Origin of the sequence: Massilia sp. ZL223 (assembly GCF_018119395.1) — a bacterium.
Lineage (GTDB): Bacteria > Pseudomonadota > Gammaproteobacteria > Burkholderiales > Burkholderiaceae_D > Telluria.
This window is the reverse complement of sequence record NZ_JAGPWD010000014.1, coordinates 1-13,388: the sequence shown is the minus strand read 5'-3', so window position 1 is coordinate 13,388 and position 13,388 is coordinate 1. Positions and strand designations below refer to the sequence as shown.

Annotated in this window: 15 protein-coding genes; 2 read left to right on the top strand and 13 right to left on the bottom strand. The window is 65.0% G+C overall.

Features of this window, described 5'->3' with window-relative positions; genetic code table 11:
- Positions 1 to 8: 8 nt before the first annotated feature.
- The 7 genes from KBW95_RS10970 to rfbB form a co-directional block, all read right to left on the bottom strand.
- Positions 9 to 1,391 carry a phosphomannomutase/phosphoglucomutase gene (locus KBW95_RS10970; protein ID WP_211524519.1) on the bottom strand — a complete coding sequence of 461 codons (1,383 nt, stop codon included), beginning with the start codon at positions 1,389 to 1,391 and terminating at the stop codon, positions 9 to 11.
- A 342-nt stretch (positions 1,392 to 1,733) separates the two neighbouring features.
- A complete protein-coding gene (locus tag KBW95_RS10965; protein WP_211524607.1) occupies positions 1,734 to 2,048 on the bottom strand; it encodes an H-NS family nucleoid-associated regulatory protein in 315 nt (104 codons plus the stop codon).
- Between the two features lie 84 nt (positions 2,049 to 2,132).
- On the bottom strand, positions 2,133 to 3,227 hold the full coding sequence (locus tag KBW95_RS10960) for a glycosyltransferase (RefSeq protein ID WP_211528256.1): 1,095 nt from the start codon (positions 3,225 to 3,227) through the stop codon (positions 2,133 to 2,135).
- Between the two features lie 182 nt (positions 3,228 to 3,409).
- Entirely contained in the window at positions 3,410 to 4,267 is an 858-nt protein-coding gene (gene rfbD / locus KBW95_RS10955) for a dTDP-4-dehydrorhamnose reductase (protein ID WP_211528255.1), read from the bottom strand.
- Positions 4,264 to 4,809, bottom strand: a complete 546-nt coding sequence (rfbC, locus tag KBW95_RS10950; RefSeq protein WP_211528254.1) for a dTDP-4-dehydrorhamnose 3,5-epimerase — start codon at positions 4,807 to 4,809, stop codon at positions 4,264 to 4,266. Before rfbC ends, rfbD begins: the two co-directional genes overlap by 4 nt.
- A 10-nt stretch (positions 4,810 to 4,819) precedes the next feature.
- Positions 4,820 to 5,713: a glucose-1-phosphate thymidylyltransferase RfbA gene (gene rfbA, locus KBW95_RS10945; protein ID WP_211524516.1), complete on the bottom strand. Its 894-nt coding sequence runs from the start codon at positions 5,711 to 5,713 to the stop codon at positions 4,820 to 4,822.
- 11 nt (positions 5,714 to 5,724) lie between these two features.
- Positions 5,725 to 6,792 (bottom strand): dTDP-glucose 4,6-dehydratase, encoded by a 1,068-nt coding sequence (rfbB, locus tag KBW95_RS10940; protein WP_211528253.1) that lies wholly within the window; start codon positions 6,790 to 6,792, stop codon positions 5,725 to 5,727.
- Between the two features lie 105 nt (positions 6,793 to 6,897).
- On the opposite strand from rfbB, the gene KBW95_RS10935 reads away from it, so the two are divergent.
- The gene (locus KBW95_RS10935) at positions 6,898 to 7,743 is read left to right on the top strand and encodes a symmetrical bis(5'-nucleosyl)-tetraphosphatase (RefSeq protein WP_211524514.1); all 846 of its coding nucleotides are present in this window, start codon (positions 6,898 to 6,900) and stop codon (positions 7,741 to 7,743) included.
- A gap of 8 nt (positions 7,744 to 7,751) precedes the next feature.
- Here KBW95_RS10935 and KBW95_RS10930 read toward each other — a convergent pair whose 3' ends face one another.
- The 6 genes from KBW95_RS10930 to KBW95_RS10905 are packed head-to-tail and all read right to left on the bottom strand — an operon-like array spanning position 7,752 to position 12,327.
- On the bottom strand, positions 7,752 to 8,507 hold the full coding sequence (locus KBW95_RS10930; protein WP_211528252.1) for a 1-acyl-sn-glycerol-3-phosphate acyltransferase: 756 nt from the start codon (positions 8,505 to 8,507) through the stop codon (positions 7,752 to 7,754).
- Between the two features lie 57 nt (positions 8,508 to 8,564).
- Complete coding sequence (locus KBW95_RS10925) at positions 8,565 to 9,845, bottom strand: dihydroorotase (protein WP_211524512.1); 1,281 nt, start codon at positions 9,843 to 9,845, stop codon at positions 8,565 to 8,567.
- Complete coding sequence (locus tag KBW95_RS10920; protein WP_211524511.1) at positions 9,842 to 10,807, bottom strand: aspartate carbamoyltransferase catalytic subunit; 966 nt, start codon at positions 10,805 to 10,807, stop codon at positions 9,842 to 9,844. The genes KBW95_RS10925 and KBW95_RS10920 overlap by 4 nt, the downstream gene beginning before the upstream one ends.
- On the bottom strand, positions 10,800 to 11,318 hold the full coding sequence (pyrR, locus tag KBW95_RS10915) for a bifunctional pyr operon transcriptional regulator/uracil phosphoribosyltransferase PyrR (protein WP_211524510.1): 519 nt from the start codon (positions 11,316 to 11,318) through the stop codon (positions 10,800 to 10,802). Before pyrR ends, KBW95_RS10920 begins: the two co-directional genes overlap by 8 nt.
- Positions 11,305 to 11,697 (bottom strand): Holliday junction resolvase RuvX, encoded by a 393-nt coding sequence (gene ruvX, locus KBW95_RS10910; protein ID WP_211524509.1) that lies wholly within the window; start codon positions 11,695 to 11,697, stop codon positions 11,305 to 11,307. Before ruvX ends, pyrR begins: the two co-directional genes overlap by 14 nt.
- A 15-nt stretch (positions 11,698 to 11,712) precedes the next feature.
- Entirely contained in the window at positions 11,713 to 12,327 is a 615-nt protein-coding gene (locus KBW95_RS10905; protein ID WP_211524508.1) for a YqgE/AlgH family protein, read from the bottom strand.
- Between the two features lie 222 nt (positions 12,328 to 12,549).
- Here KBW95_RS10905 and KBW95_RS10900 point away from each other — a divergent pair.
- Positions 12,550 to 13,388, top strand: an 839-nt coding sequence (locus KBW95_RS10900) for a deoxyribodipyrimidine photo-lyase (protein WP_211528251.1), incomplete at its 3' end; no start/stop codon positions are given.

Sequence of the window (13,388 nt, the reverse complement as noted above, 5' to 3'; positions counted from 1 at the left end):
CGGCTTCCTCAGAACGGGAGGTGGGCGTCCGGCTTGGCGGCCAGGATCACGCGCTTGAAATCGGCCTGGATGCGTTCCAGGGCTTGCGGCGTCTCGGCTTCGAAGCGCAGCACCACGACCGGAGTCGTGTTCGAGGAACGGGCCAGGCCGAAACCGTCCGGATACTCGACGCGCAGGCCGTCGATGTCATTGACGCGCTCCGAGCCCGGGAAGACGGCATGCTTGCGCAGGGAGTCGATCAGGGAGAAGTTCTCGCCTTCCTGCAGGTGCAGGTGCAGTTCCGGGGTGCTGCTGGCGATCGGCAGGCCGTTCAGCAGCTTCGAGGGATCGCTTTCGCGGGTCAGGATCTCGAGCATGCGCGCGCCGGCGTACAGGCCGTCGTCGAAGCCGTACCAGCGGTCCTTGAAGAAGATGTGGCCGCTCATCTCGCCGCCCAGCGGCGAGCCGGTTTCCTTCAGCTTGGCCTTGACCAGCGAGTGGCCGGTCTTCCACATCAGCGGACGGCCGCCGTGCTGCTCGATCCAGGGGGCGAGGTGGCGGGTGCACTTGACGTCGTAGAGGATCTCGGCGCCCGGATTGCGCGACAGGACATCGGCCGCGAACAGCATCATCTGGCGGTCCGGGAAGATGATCTGGCCGTCCTTGGTGACGATGCCGAGGCGGTCGCCGTCGCCGTCGAAGGCCAGACCCAGCTCGGCGTCGGTGTCCTGCAGGGCCTTGATCACGTCCTGCAGGTTTTCCGGGTGCGCCGGATCCGGGTGGTGGTTCGGGAAAGTGCCATCCACCTCGCAGAACAGTTCGATGACTTCGGCGCCCATGCGGCGGAACAGTTCCGGCGCGAAGGCCCCGGCCACGCCGTTGCCGCAGTCGACCACGATCTTGATCGGGCGCGCCAGCTTGACATCGCCGACGATGCGCTCGATGTAGGCGGCGCGGATGTCGTGGGTGCTGTAGCCGCCGCGCTGTTCGGCGACCGTGCCATCGTAGGCTGCAATGCTGTCGTGCAGGGCCAGGATGGCTTCGCCGTGGATCGCTTCGCCGGCCAGCACCATCTTGAAACCGTTGTAGTCGGGCGGGTTGTGGCTGCCGGTGACCATGATGCCCGAGCGGGTGTCGAGCACATTGGTGCCGAAGTAGACCATCGGGGTGGCGACCATGCCCAGATCGATCACGTCCACGCCGGCGTCGCGCAGGCCTTCGGCCAGGGCGGCGGACAGCTCGGGGCCGGACAGGCGGCCGTCGCGGCCGATCACGACCTTGCGCTCTCCCTTGGCCAGGGCGGCTGCACCGAATGCGCGCCCGATATGGCGCGCAACTCCGGCGTCCAGCGTCTTGCCGATGACGCCGCGGATGTCATAGGCCTTGAAGATCGTTTTGGAGAGTGCGAGCATTTTCTTCCTTGGAGTACGGGGGGAGCGTGCAGCTGCCGGTGTTGGAGGAATGACAAAACGACCGCTATTGTAACGGCAAGCGGGATGGCGTGGTGTGCGCGGCGTGCGGTGCTAAAGAGGTTGAGTGGCCCTTTAATAAACTTGGGCGGAACAATGCTGGGGGCATTGTTCCGGCCTGCGCCGGAACGACGTATTGAGGCAGCGGACTGGCGTATTAACACTGCCCGGCGTCTTCAGCACGTCGTTCCGGCGCAGGCCGGAACCCAAGTTACCATGCATAGCCGCATATTCATTCCGCAGCCCCGCACAAAATAAATCGCCGGCTTCCGCCGGCGATTTCAATCAAACACGCAGCTTGTCGAGCGACTGGCCGCTTTCGACCCATTCCTTGACCCATTTCGGCTGGCGGCCGCGGCCGGTCCATTGCTGCGATGCGTTGTCCGGGTGACGATAACGCACGGCGACGGTATTGCCCTTGCTGCTGCCGCGGCCGCCGCTGGCGATCAGGTCTTTCAGCGGAACGCCGACGCTTTGGGCAATGGCCAGGATCTGCTCGCGTGCCTTTTGAACTTCTTGTACTTCACGCTTCTTCATCTCCTGCTTGATTTGCTCCTGCAGGTTGCGCAAGTCGCCAACCGACATATTCGACAGATCCATCATCGTTCCCTCGTTCGTAAGATTGAAATACCCGCGGTGAAATCTCACCAAATGTCGCAATATACTAACACCAATTACAAAAATCTAGTCCCTCTTGTGAAAAAAAAGCCAACGCGGAGACTTAAATCGAACAATACGTGCATACAACCAGAGGTAACTGATTATAAACAACACGCAGAAGCACATTAGCATAAGCGTATTTTCCCAGAACACGGTAGCCGGTATCACCGCCATCAGCGAAAAAAGCCATAAATAAGGCGATGTACGTGCATTGCGTTTCATCAGTGCGCGTGCTTCCGGCCTGCCTACCGTCCAGCGCACGATACGCCGGAATATGAGGCTATGCAGGTGGATTCCATCGGGCATGGCAGGGGACTTCCCGCGCACAAACATTCTGCGGTAGGCCGAAAACAAGGTTTCGAAAGTGGGATAAATCAGCAGCAAGGCCGCATACCAGGTGGATACCTCGCGATTGCGCATCACCAGCAGCAAGGCCAGCTCTCCCAGCAGGAAACCGATGAAATAAGCGCCGCCATCGCCAAGGAAGATCAGCCCGATGGGATAATTCCAGATCAGGAAACCCGCGGTCGCGCCCGCCACAATCAGGGCCGCCACCAAGACGAACATATCCCCTATTTGAAATGCCACATATGCAAGCGACATGAGCATGCAAATGCTTACCATGCTCGCCAGCCCATTAAACCCGTCAATAATATTGACGGCATTCGCAATTCCCGCCACCGCGAGTATGGTCACCGGTAAAACGATCCAGGCCGCCTGCAGTCTTACGACACCCCAGGGCATATCCAGGCGATCCAGGCGCGCATCGAGCAGCCAATAAGCGAGCAGCGCCGCCAGCATTGTCAGCAGCAGCCGGCGCGATGGGGCCACCTTCCCCGTATAGTCTTCCGCAATGCCGCCGGAAAGCGCAATGGCGCCACAAGCGATCAATGCCATCAGCCAGGGCGCAATGCCGGGTTCGCGCGCGATGGAAAAAGCGGAGGCAAGCGTCACCGCAAGAAAAATCGGCACGCCGCCAATGCGCGCCACCTCGTGGGCATGGAATTTTTGAACGCCGTCGAGATCGGCATCGAGCGCCATCCCCTTTTTATTGGCGAGCTTAATCACCAGCAGGGTCAGCAACGCGCAAGAGAGGAAGCTGACAAAAAAGGAGAACATTATTGTTTTCCGGTGCAATAACGTGGAATCACCTGCTTTTGTACGCAGGATTGGAACAGCCACGGCACTCTTATCAAAGAGGAAAGTCCAGGCCATTGTACCGGAATGGCCGGGCCATTCCCGGCACAACGCTTAATCGTGCTCGGACGTTTGGCAATGGATCAAACCGGGCCGATGCCTGGCTAGCGCATGCAGAGCGCAAGCGCATCGCGCCAGTCGGGAAGGCGGCAGAAACGGTGAGTCAGCTTGGCGCAGTTCAGGCGCGAATTGCGCGCGCGCCTGGCAAGGGTCGGATAATCGCTGGAGGCGATCGGCACCACGCGGCAGGCTTGCGCGCTTTCTTCCATGATCGCCTGGGCAAATCCCGCCCAGCTGGTTTCGCCCTGGGCGCTCAGATGATAGGTGCCGCGGTTGTCGCGCCACCATTTGGGCCCGCCCACCTGGGCCTGGACCAGGATATGGGCCGCGGTCTGGGCTACGGTGCGGCTCCAGGTCGGCGCGCCCACCTGGTCGTCGACCACCCGCACCTCCTCGCGCTCGGCCGCCAGGCGCAGCATCGTGCGCAGGAAATTATTCCCGCGCATGCCGTAGACCCAGCTGGTGCGCAGGATCAGGTAGGGCGCGCCAGAGGACACGATGGCCTGCTCCCCCAGCAACTTGGTTTCGCCGTAGACATTGAGCGGCCCTGTGCGGTCGCCCTCGGTATAGGGTTCGTCCTTGTCGCCGCCGAACACGTAATCGGTCGAGAAATGCACCAGGGCGGCGCCCACTTCGCGCGCCTGCAGGGCCATCACGCCGGGCGCCTGGGCATTGACTCGCAGGGCCAGCTCGGGCTCGCTCTCGGCGCGGTCCACGGCCGTATAGGCGGCCGCGTTGACGATCAGCTCGGGCTGGACGCTGCGTATCGCGTCGCGGACCTGGTCGAGGTCGGCCAGGTCCAGCCGCTTGCGGTCGCAGGCGACGATCTCGCCCAGGCCCTGCAGGCAGCGCAGCAGCTCGTAGCCGATCTGTCCGTCGGCGCCGGTGAGCAGGATCTTCACCGGAACACCTCGGCCGCGCCGAAGGGCCTGCCCTCGCGGTCCTTGGCGGACAGGATGGGCTCGCCCATCAAAGGCCACTCGATGGCGAGGCGCGCATCGTTCCACAGCAGGGTGCGCTCGTGCGCGGGCGACCAGTATTCGGTGGTCTTGTACAGGCAATCGGCCTCCTCGCTCAGGGTGAGGAAGCCATGCGCGCAGCCCGGCGGCACCCACAGCTGGCGCCGGTTGTCGGCGGACAGCTCGGTGCCGATCCAGCGCCCGAAACTGGGCGAGCCGGCACGCAGGTCGACCACCACGTCGAACACGGTGCCCTGGACCACGCGCACCAGTTTGCCTTGCGGCACCTCGACCTGGTAATGCAGGCCGCGCAGCACGTTGCGGTGCGACCTGGAATGGTTGTCCTGGACAAACACCGGCTCGAAGCCGCTGGCCTCGCGGAAGCGGCGCGCGTTGTAGCTCTCGAAAAAGAAACCCCGCTCGTCCGTGAACACCTGCGGTTCGAGCAGCAGCACGCCCGCGATGGCGGTCGGGGTGCACTTCATGGCCAGGCTCTCATCGCGGGACTTTGTCGCCCAGCACGCGCAGCAGGTACTGGCCGTAGCCGCTCTTCGTGAGCGGCCCGGCCAGCCGCTCCAGGGCCGCCGCATCGATGTAGCCGCGCCGGTAGGCCACCTCTTCCGGCACGCCGATCTTCAAGCCCTGGCGGTGCTCGATGGTGGCGATGAATTGGGATGCGTCAAGCAGCGAATCGCAGGTGCCGGTATCGAGCCAGGCGAAGCCGCGGCCCAACAGCGCGACCTTCAGCTTTCCGGCATCGAGGTAGGCGCGGTTGACGTCGGTGATCTCCAGCTCGCCGCGGCTGGACGGCCGCAGCGAAGCGGCGATGTCGCACACGTCGCTGTCGTAGAAATACAGCCCGGTCACGGCGTAGTTCGACTTGGGCTGGGCCGGCTTTTCCTCGATCGAGAGCGCCTTGAATCCCGCGTCGAATTCCACCACGCCATAGCGCTCCGGATCTTGCACATGGTAGGCGAACACGGTGGCGCCTTCCGTCCGATTGGTGGCGGTGGCCAGGGATTGCTCCAGGCCATTCCCGTAATACAGGTTGTCGCCCAGGATCAGGGCCGAAGGTTCGCCGTTCACGAAGCGGCGGCCGATCAGGTAGGCCTGGGCCAGGCCTTCAGGCGAAGGCTGCTCGGCGTATTGAAAATTCAGGCCCCACTGGCTGCCGTCGCCCAGCAGCTGCTGGAAGCGCGGCAGGTCTTGCGGGGTGGAGATGATCAGGATGTCCTGGATTCCCGCCAGCATCAAGGTGGTGATCGGGTAATAGATCATCGGCTTGTCGTAGACCGGCAGCAGCTGCTTGGACACCGCCACCGTCATCGGAAACAGCCGGGTGCCCGAACCGCCCGCCAGGATGATCCCGCGCCGCTTTTCACGTGCCATCGGTGCCCTTCTCATGATGCGTCTCCCCGCTTGCCGTAGTTGCGTTCGACCCACTCCAGGTAGGCGCCGCTCTGGACATGGCTGACCCAGTCCTGGTGCGCCAGGTACCAGCGCACGGTGTCTTCCAGGCCGGCGGCAAAGCTGTGCGCCGGACGCCAGCCCAGTTCGCGCTCGATCTTGCGCGCGTCGATGGCGTAGCGCCGGTCGTGTCCCGGGCGGTCCGCCACGAAGCTGATCTGCTTGCGCCGGCTCCCGGCGGCGGGCACCAGCCGGTCGAGGATGTCGCACAGGGAGCCGACCACGTCGAGGTTGGCCATTTCGCTCGACCCGCCGACGTTGTACACCTCACCCGGCCGCCCCGCTTCCAGCACGCGCCGGATAGCCGCGCAGTGGTCGCCCACGTACAGCCAGTCGCGCACCTGCTGGCCATCGCCGTACACCGGCAAGGGCTTGCCCGCGAGGGCGTTGGCGATCATCAGCGGAATCAGCTTTTCGGGGAACTGGAAGGGACCGTAGTTGTTCGAGCAATTCGTGGTCAGGGTCGGCAGGCCGTAGGTGTGATGCCAGGCGCGCACCAGGTGGTCCGAGGCCGCCTTCGAGGCCGCATACGGGCTGTTGGGCGCGTAGGGCGTGGTTTCGCTGAACGGCGGATCCTGGGGAGCCAGGGTGCCGTAGACCTCGTCGGTGGACACGTGCAGGAAGCGGAAGGCCTCGCGCTCGCCGGCATCCAGCGTGGCCAGGTGGGCGCGCGCGGCTTCCAGCAAGGTGTAGGTGCCCTGCACATTGGTCTGCACGAACTGGCCCGGCGCATGGATCGAGCGGTCGACATGGCTCTCCGCCGCGAAGTGAAGGATGGCGCGCGGGCGATGCTGGCGCAGCAGCGCCGTCACCAGCTCGCCGTCCGCGATGTCGCCGCGCACGAACACGTGGCGCGGGTCGCCCTGCAGGCTGGCCAGGTTTTCCAGGTTGCCCGCATAGGTCAGCTTGTCCAGGTTCAGGACCGGCTCATCCGATTGGGCCAGCCAGTCGAGGACAAAATTTGCCCCGATAAAACCCGCACCGCCAGTGACTAAAATCATTTAGTATCCGCCAAAGCAATAAGTTTACCGGCAATTCTACGTGAACTCGCCCCCAACCATCGACTAGCGGCGGGACCCGGCGCTCCGATCCTGGATAATAAGAACATGAAAACCTATGCCATTGGCGACCTGCAGGGTTGCGCCCACGAAGCCCAGCTCCTGCTCGAACATATCAAGGAAGACGCCCAGGGCGAGGCGCGCATCCTGTTCGTGGGCGACCTGATCAACCGCGGCCCCGATTCCCTCACCGCGCTGCGGCGCATGAAGGCGCTGTCCGAATCCAGCGGCGGCCGGGTCGAGGCCCTGCTCGGCAACCACGACCTGCACCTGATCGCGGTGGCGGTGGGCGCGCAGCGCGTGAGCCGTTCCGACACCCTCGACGCCATCCTCGCCGCCCCCGACCGCGACGAGCTGATCGACTGGCTGCGCCGCCGGCCGCTGGCGATGTTCGTCGACGCTCACCTGCTGGTGCATGCCGGCGTGGCGCCGCAGTGGGACGCCGCCCAGACCATGGCGCTGGCGGGCGAAGTGGAAGCCGTGCTGCGCGGCGACGGGTGGATCGACTTCCTGCGCGAGATGTACGGCAACGAGCCGAACCGCTGGGACGACAGCCTGACCGGCATGGCGCGGCTGCGCTGCATCGTCAATGCGCTGACGCGCATGCGGCTGTGCGAGCCGGATGGGAGCATGGACTTCAAGCACAAGGAAAGCGAGAACGGGCCGGAAGGCTCGGGGCTGATTCCGTGGTTCGACCTGCCCGAGCGCAAGACGGCGAACGTGACGGTGGTGTTCGGGCACTGGTCGGCGCTGGGGCTGGTGCTCAGGCCTAACCTGGTGGGGCTGGACAGCGGCTGCGTGTGGGGCGGGAAGCTTACCGCGGTGTGCCTGGATAATCGCGCGCTGCTGCAGGTGGATTGCCCCGAGTATCAGGAGCACAGTGGGAAGAGGTAACAGGCTTATTAGGTTCCGGCCTCCGCCGGAACGACGGCTTTTAGACCTGCGGTAATGGCATCCTGCGCGGCCTGCGCCAGCTCGCGACGGTGCGCGCCTGCGCTCTCCAAGGGCGGCAGGCAGGCCAGGCGCGCGCGGATCGGCGGGCCTTCCAGCACCTTGAACATGCTGTCCACGAAGGTCGTCTCGCCCACGTAATCGACCGAAGGGTGAAACGCCCCCTCCCCGTTCACATACGCCAGCGCATACGGCTGCACCGCCACCCTGGCGTCGATGGCCGCCTCGAACAGGTTGGCATGGAAAGGCAGCACTTCGCCCTGCCGCGATGTGGTCCCTTCAGGGAAGAAAGCCACCCGCTGTCCCTTGTGCAGCACCTCGACCAGCCCCTTGAAGATGTGGCGCAGCTCGCGCCGGTTGCCGCGCGCGATGAACACCGTGCCGGCGGCCGCCGCCAGCCAGCCCAGCACCGGCCAGGCGCGGATCTCGGCCTTGGCCACGAAGCGGCAGGGATGCAGCGCATTGATCACGAAGATGTCCAGCCAGGACACGTGGTTGGCCACGATCAGCGCATGCTCCAGCACCGGCGCGCCGGGCGCCTGCTCGACCTCGATGCGGCACAGCCTCAGTAAGCGGCGCGACCACGAGCGCGTGAGGCGCTCGCGCAAGCCATTCGATGCCAGCGGAAACACCAGCGCGGATGTGGCAAGGCCTTCGAGCAGGTGGACGACGACGCGCGCGAGGCGCCAGGCAAGGCGGATCTTCAAGACGGGAAACGATGAAAAGGACCACGCGGACGCCAGGTCCGCGCGGTCATGGACGGATCAGCGCTGGAAAGCGACCTGTCCGCGCACGATGGTGGTCTTGACCTGGCCAGCCAGTTCATAACCGAGGAAAGGCGTGTGCTTGCCCTGGCTCGCCAGCGCCGAGCGCTCGACCTTCCAGCGCAGGTCCGGGTCGAACAGCACCACGTCGGCCGAGGCGCCCACCGACAGCGTGCCCGCCGGCAGCCCGGCGATGCGCGCTGCCTCGTGGGTGACCTTGCCGATCGCGCGCGCCAGGCCGTCGGCGCCGCGCTGGCCGTCCGCCCACTTGAGCATCAGGGCCAGCAGCAATTCCAGGCCGGTGGCGCCCGGCGAGGCTTCGCCGAAGGGCAGCAGCTTCTCGTCGTCGTCGACCGGGGTGTGGTCGGAGCATACCGCGTCCACGGTGCCGTCCAGCAGGCCCGCCTGGATCGCGTCGCGGTCGCGCTGGGCGCGCAGCGGCGGGGTGAAGCGCGCGTTGGAATCGAAGAAGCCGATGTCGGCGTCGGTCATGTGCAGGTGGTGCACGCCGACGTCGCAGGTGACCGGCAAGCCTTCCTTCTTGGCGGCCTTGATCAGTTCCAGGCTGGCGGCGGCCGAGATGCGGCACAGGTGCACGCGGGCGCCGGTGGAACGCATCAGTTCGAAGATGGTGTGCAGGGCGATGGTCTCGGACATCACCGGCACGCCCGACAGGCCCAGGCGCGAGGCCAGCGGGCCGCTGTGGGCCACGCCGCCGCGGCCGATGTGCGGGTCCTGCGGGCGCAGCCACACGGTATAGCCGAAGGTTTTCGCGTACTGCATGGCGCGCAGCAGGACAGTGGTGTCGAGGACCGGTTCCTCGGCCTGGGCGAAGCCGATGCAGCCGGCTTCGGTCAGCTCGGCCATTTCGGTCAGTGCCTGGCCTTTCAGGCCGACGGTCAGCGCGCCCAGCGGGTGCACGTGGGCCTGGTTCAGGATGCGCGCGCGGTGCTTGAGCATCTCGACCAGGCCGGGCTCGTCCAGCACCGGGTCGGTATCCGGCGGGCACACCAGGGTGGTCACGCCGCCCTGCATGGCCGCCTGCATTTCCGATTCCAGGGTGGCCTTGTATTCGTAGCCCGGCTCGCGCAGGCGGGCCGACAGGTCGACCAGGCCGGGCGCGACCACCAGGCCGCTGGCATCGATCGTCTGGTCGGCGCTGAAGCCCGCGGGGGCCGCGCCGACGCCGGCGATCTTGCCGTCCGCAATGAAGAGATCCTTGGTTTCGTTGATGCCGTTCGCCGGGTCGACCAGGCGCCCGTTCTTGATATGAAGTTTCATCCGTGGGTTCCTGCCAAAATGCTCATGACTGCCATGCGTACCGCGATGCCGAAGGTGACCTGCGGGAGGATCACCGCCTGGCTGCCGTCGGCCACCGCCGAATCGATCTCCACGCCGCGGTTCATCGGGCCCGGGTGCATCACGATGGCGTCCGGCTTGGCCAGCGCCAGGCGTTCCGGCGTCAGGCCATAGCTCTTGAAGTATTCCTGCGCCGAGGGCAGCAGCGCGCCGCTCATGCGTTCGTTCTGCAGGCGCAGCATGATGATGACGTCGACGTCCTTCAGGCCTTCGTCCATATTGGTGAACAGGCGCACGCCCATCTGCTCCAGGCCGCCCGGCAGCAGGGTGTGCGGGCCGATGGCGCGCACTTCCGGCACGCCCAGCGTGGTCAGCGCGTGGATGTCCGAGCGCGCCACGCGGCTGTGCAGGATGTCGCCCACGATGGCCACGCGCAGGTTGGTGAAGTCCTTCTTGTAGTGGCGGATCGTGTACATGTCGAGCAGGCCCTGGGTCGGGTGCGCGTGGCGGCCGTCGCCGGCGTTCACCACGTGCACGTGCGACTGGCCGCTCTCGTTCAGGTGCTTGGCGATCAGGTAGGGCGCGCCCGACTGCGAATGGCGCACCACGAACATGTCGGCGTGCATGGCCGACAGGTTGTCGATGGTGTCGAGCAGCGACTCGCCCTTGGTGGTCGACGATGCCTGGATGTTCAGGTTGATGACGTCGGCCGAGAGGCGCTTGGAGGCGATCTCGAAGGTGGTGCGGGTGCGGGTCGAGTTTTCGAAGAACAGGTTGAACACGCTCTTGCCGCGCATGAGCGGGACCTTCTTCACTTCGCGGTCGGAGATGCCGACGAAGCTCGATGCGGTGTCCAGGATGTGGTCGATGTGCGACTTCTTCAGTCCCTCGATGGTGAGCAGGTGCTGCAGCTCGCCGTGTTTGTTCAGTTGCGGATTAAGCATTGTCTTCTTCGATGGTGAGCGAAAGCTGGCCGGACGCATCACGCTGCAGGCACAGGGACTGGTTGGCCGCGAGCGTGGCGCGGGTGCCGACGAAGTCGGCGGCGACCGGCAGTTCGCGTCCGCCGCGGTCGGCCAGGGCCGCGAGCTTGATGCAGGCCGGGCGGCCGTAGTCGAACAGCACGTTGATCGCGGCGCGCGTGGTGCGGCCGGTCTGCAGCACGTCGTCGACCAGCACGACGGTGGCGCCGTCGACCGGGAAGCGGATGTGAGTCGGCTTCACGTCCGGATGCAGGCCCTTCTTGGCGTAGTCGTCGCGGTAGAACGAGACGTCGATCGACCCCAGGCGGCTGGTCAGGTCGAGGTCGCGCGCCAGGCGCTCGGCGAGCCAGGCGCCGCCGGAGTGGATGCCGACGATGGCGGCGTCGCTTACGCCTTCCAGGCCGGCCCGGACCTGGGACAGCAGCTCGCGGTAGAGCGCTTCCGCGTCGAGGTCGTGGTTAGATGTTGGCATGATCGTCAAAGTATTGTTGCAAAATGATGGCGGCCGCCTTGGCGTCGATGACCTCGCCGCGCTTGGCTTGGATGACGGCGGAGGAATAGCGCTCGTCGACCAGGTCGACGGGCAGGTTGAAGCGGCCGTGAAGCTGGTTGGCGAAACGCCGGCTGCGCGCGGTCATCTCGTGCTCGGCGCCGTCCGGATGGCGCGGCTCGCCCACGACGAGGCGCGCCGGGCGCCATTGTTCGATCAGGTCACCGATGACCTGGAAGCGGGTCGCGTTGTCGACCGCCTTGATGACGGTCAGCGGCTGGGCCTGCCCCGTCAGTGTATTTCCCATTGCAATGCCGATCCGCTTGACGCCGAAGTCGAACCCAAAAACGATATCAACCATCGATGTCAACCATTCTTACGCATGGCCGGCTTCGGTGGCGAGCATGAGCGGGTCGATTCCCAGCAGTTTGATGGCGGCGGTATAGCGTTCCTCGATCGGCAGGTCGAACAGGACGCGCGCGTCGGCGCCCACGGTCAGCCAGCCGTTGCGGGAAATTTCTTCCTCGAGCTGCCCCGGGCTCCAGCCGGCGTAGCCGATGGACACCAGCATGCGCTTCGGCCCTGCCCCGCTGGCGACGGCTTCCAGCACGTCGATCGAGGTGGTGAAGGCGACTTCGTCGGTGACATTGAGCGAGGACGAGTAGCGTCCGCCCGGCGAATGCAGCACGAAGCCGCGGTCGTCCTGGACCGGTCCGCCGAACATGATCGGCTCTTCCGTCACGCTCGAGCGCAGGCCCTCGGCCAGCTTGAGGTCGATGCGGTCGAACAGCACGTCCATCGTCATGTCGGTGGGCTTGTTGATGACCACGCCGAGCACGCCTTTTTCGTTGTGCTCGCAGACATACACGACGGTGCCGCCGAAAATGGGATCCTGGATCGACGGCATGGCAATCAGGAAATGATTTGCCAGGTTCAGCCCCGAAGGCGCAGGGCCGGGGCGGAGCTGCGTATCGTCCTGTCCCGGCGGCATGCCGGGCATCGGTAGAGTTTTGACAACTTTACTTTTTTTCATACGCGTACTCTCACAGGGCTCACTCTGGTTGAACGACCGCTCAGTATCCAGACTACAACATTAAGCTTTTCGTTAGTTTACACTGAATTGCCCGGACACCCCTTGAAGCGTCTCCAGCCGGGTCCCGTTAGCTGTTTCCGGCCCGGGCTTTTCACCCTTGTTTTGACCGAGCACATAAAGATGAACGAAAGCAATTCGTTGGTCTGGTTCCGCCGCGATCTCCGGGCATTCGACCAGGCCGCCCTGTATGAGGCACTGGCTGGCTCCGGCCGCGTGTTTTGCGCCTTTGTGTACGACACCGACATCCTGCAAGGGCTGCCACGCGATGACGCCCGCCTGCGCTTCATCCATGCCAGCCTGGCCAGCCTCGACCAGGAATTGCGCCGCCTGGGAAGCTACCTGATCGTGCGCCACGGGCGCGCGGTCGAGGAAGTTCCGCGACTTGCCGCCGAGCTGGGCGTGGATACCGTCTACATCAATACCGATTATGAGCCCAGCGCCGTGGAACGTGACGCACAGGTGGCCGAACAGCTGGCTCGGCAGTCGCAGCGCCTGCTCGCCTTCAAGGACCAGGTGATATTCGAGAAGGACGAAGTGCTGACCCTGGCGGGGCAGCCGTTCTCGGTATTCACGCCCTACAAGAACGCCTGGCTCAAGCGGCTGGCGGCCATGCCGGAGACGCTCGCGGCCTATCCCATCGATCTGCACGCCCATGCGTTTGCGCCGCCGGAACGGCCGTCCGCCCTGCCCTCACTGGCGCAGATCGGCTTCGAGGATGGGGAGCCGCCGTTGCCTGCAGGCATGGAAGGGGCGGAGCAGTTGTTCGAGGAGTTTCTGGAGGGCATCAGCGATTACGGCCGGGCGCGCGATTTCCCGGCCGAGGATGCGACTTCGCGGCTCTCGAGCCACCTGCGTTTCGGTACGACCTCGATCCGCCATCTGGTGCGCACGGCGCGGCAGATGATCGATGCGGGGGGCGGGGGGGGGGGCGCCCCCCCCCCGGGGGGCCGTGGGGGGGG

What these genes read in the sequence shown, in the direction of transcription:
- ruvX (WP_211524509.1), bottom strand. Translation starts at nt 11,697, where the DNA reads ATGGTTGATATCGTTTTTGGGTTCGACTTCGGCGTCAAGCGGATCGGC.
- KBW95_RS10960 (WP_211528256.1), bottom strand. Translation starts at nt 3,227, where the DNA reads ATGTTCTCCTTTTTTGTCAGCTTCCTCTCTTGCGCGTTGCTGACCCTG.
- KBW95_RS10905 (WP_211524508.1), bottom strand. Translation starts at nt 12,327, where the DNA reads ATGCCGCCGGGACAGGACGATACGCAGCTCCGCCCCGGCCCTGCGCCT.
- KBW95_RS10925 (WP_211524512.1), bottom strand. Translation starts at nt 9,845, where the DNA reads ATGAAACTTCATATCAAGAACGGGCGCCTGGTCGACCCGGCGAACGGC.
- rfbB (WP_211528253.1), bottom strand. Translation starts at nt 6,792, where the DNA reads ATGATTTTAGTCACTGGCGGTGCGGGTTTTATCGGGGCAAATTTTGTC.
- KBW95_RS10970 (WP_211524519.1), bottom strand. Translation starts at nt 1,391, where the DNA reads ATGCTCGCACTCTCCAAAACGATCTTCAAGGCCTATGACATCCGCGGC.
- KBW95_RS10965 (WP_211524607.1), bottom strand. Translation starts at nt 2,048, where the DNA reads ATGGATCTGTCGAATATGTCGGTTGGCGACTTGCGCAACCTGCAGGAG.
- pyrR (WP_211524510.1), bottom strand. Translation starts at nt 11,318, where the DNA reads ATGCCAACATCTAACCACGACCTCGACGCGGAAGCGCTCTACCGCGAG.
- KBW95_RS10935 (WP_211524514.1), top strand. Translation starts at nt 6,898, where the DNA reads ATGAAAACCTATGCCATTGGCGACCTGCAGGGTTGCGCCCACGAAGCC.
- rfbC (WP_211528254.1), bottom strand. Translation starts at nt 4,809, where the DNA reads ATGAAGTGCACCCCGACCGCCATCGCGGGCGTGCTGCTGCTCGAACCG.
- rfbA (WP_211524516.1), bottom strand. Translation starts at nt 5,713, where the DNA reads ATGGCACGTGAAAAGCGGCGCGGGATCATCCTGGCGGGCGGTTCGGGC.
- KBW95_RS10920 (WP_211524511.1), bottom strand. Translation starts at nt 10,807, where the DNA reads ATGCTTAATCCGCAACTGAACAAACACGGCGAGCTGCAGCACCTGCTC.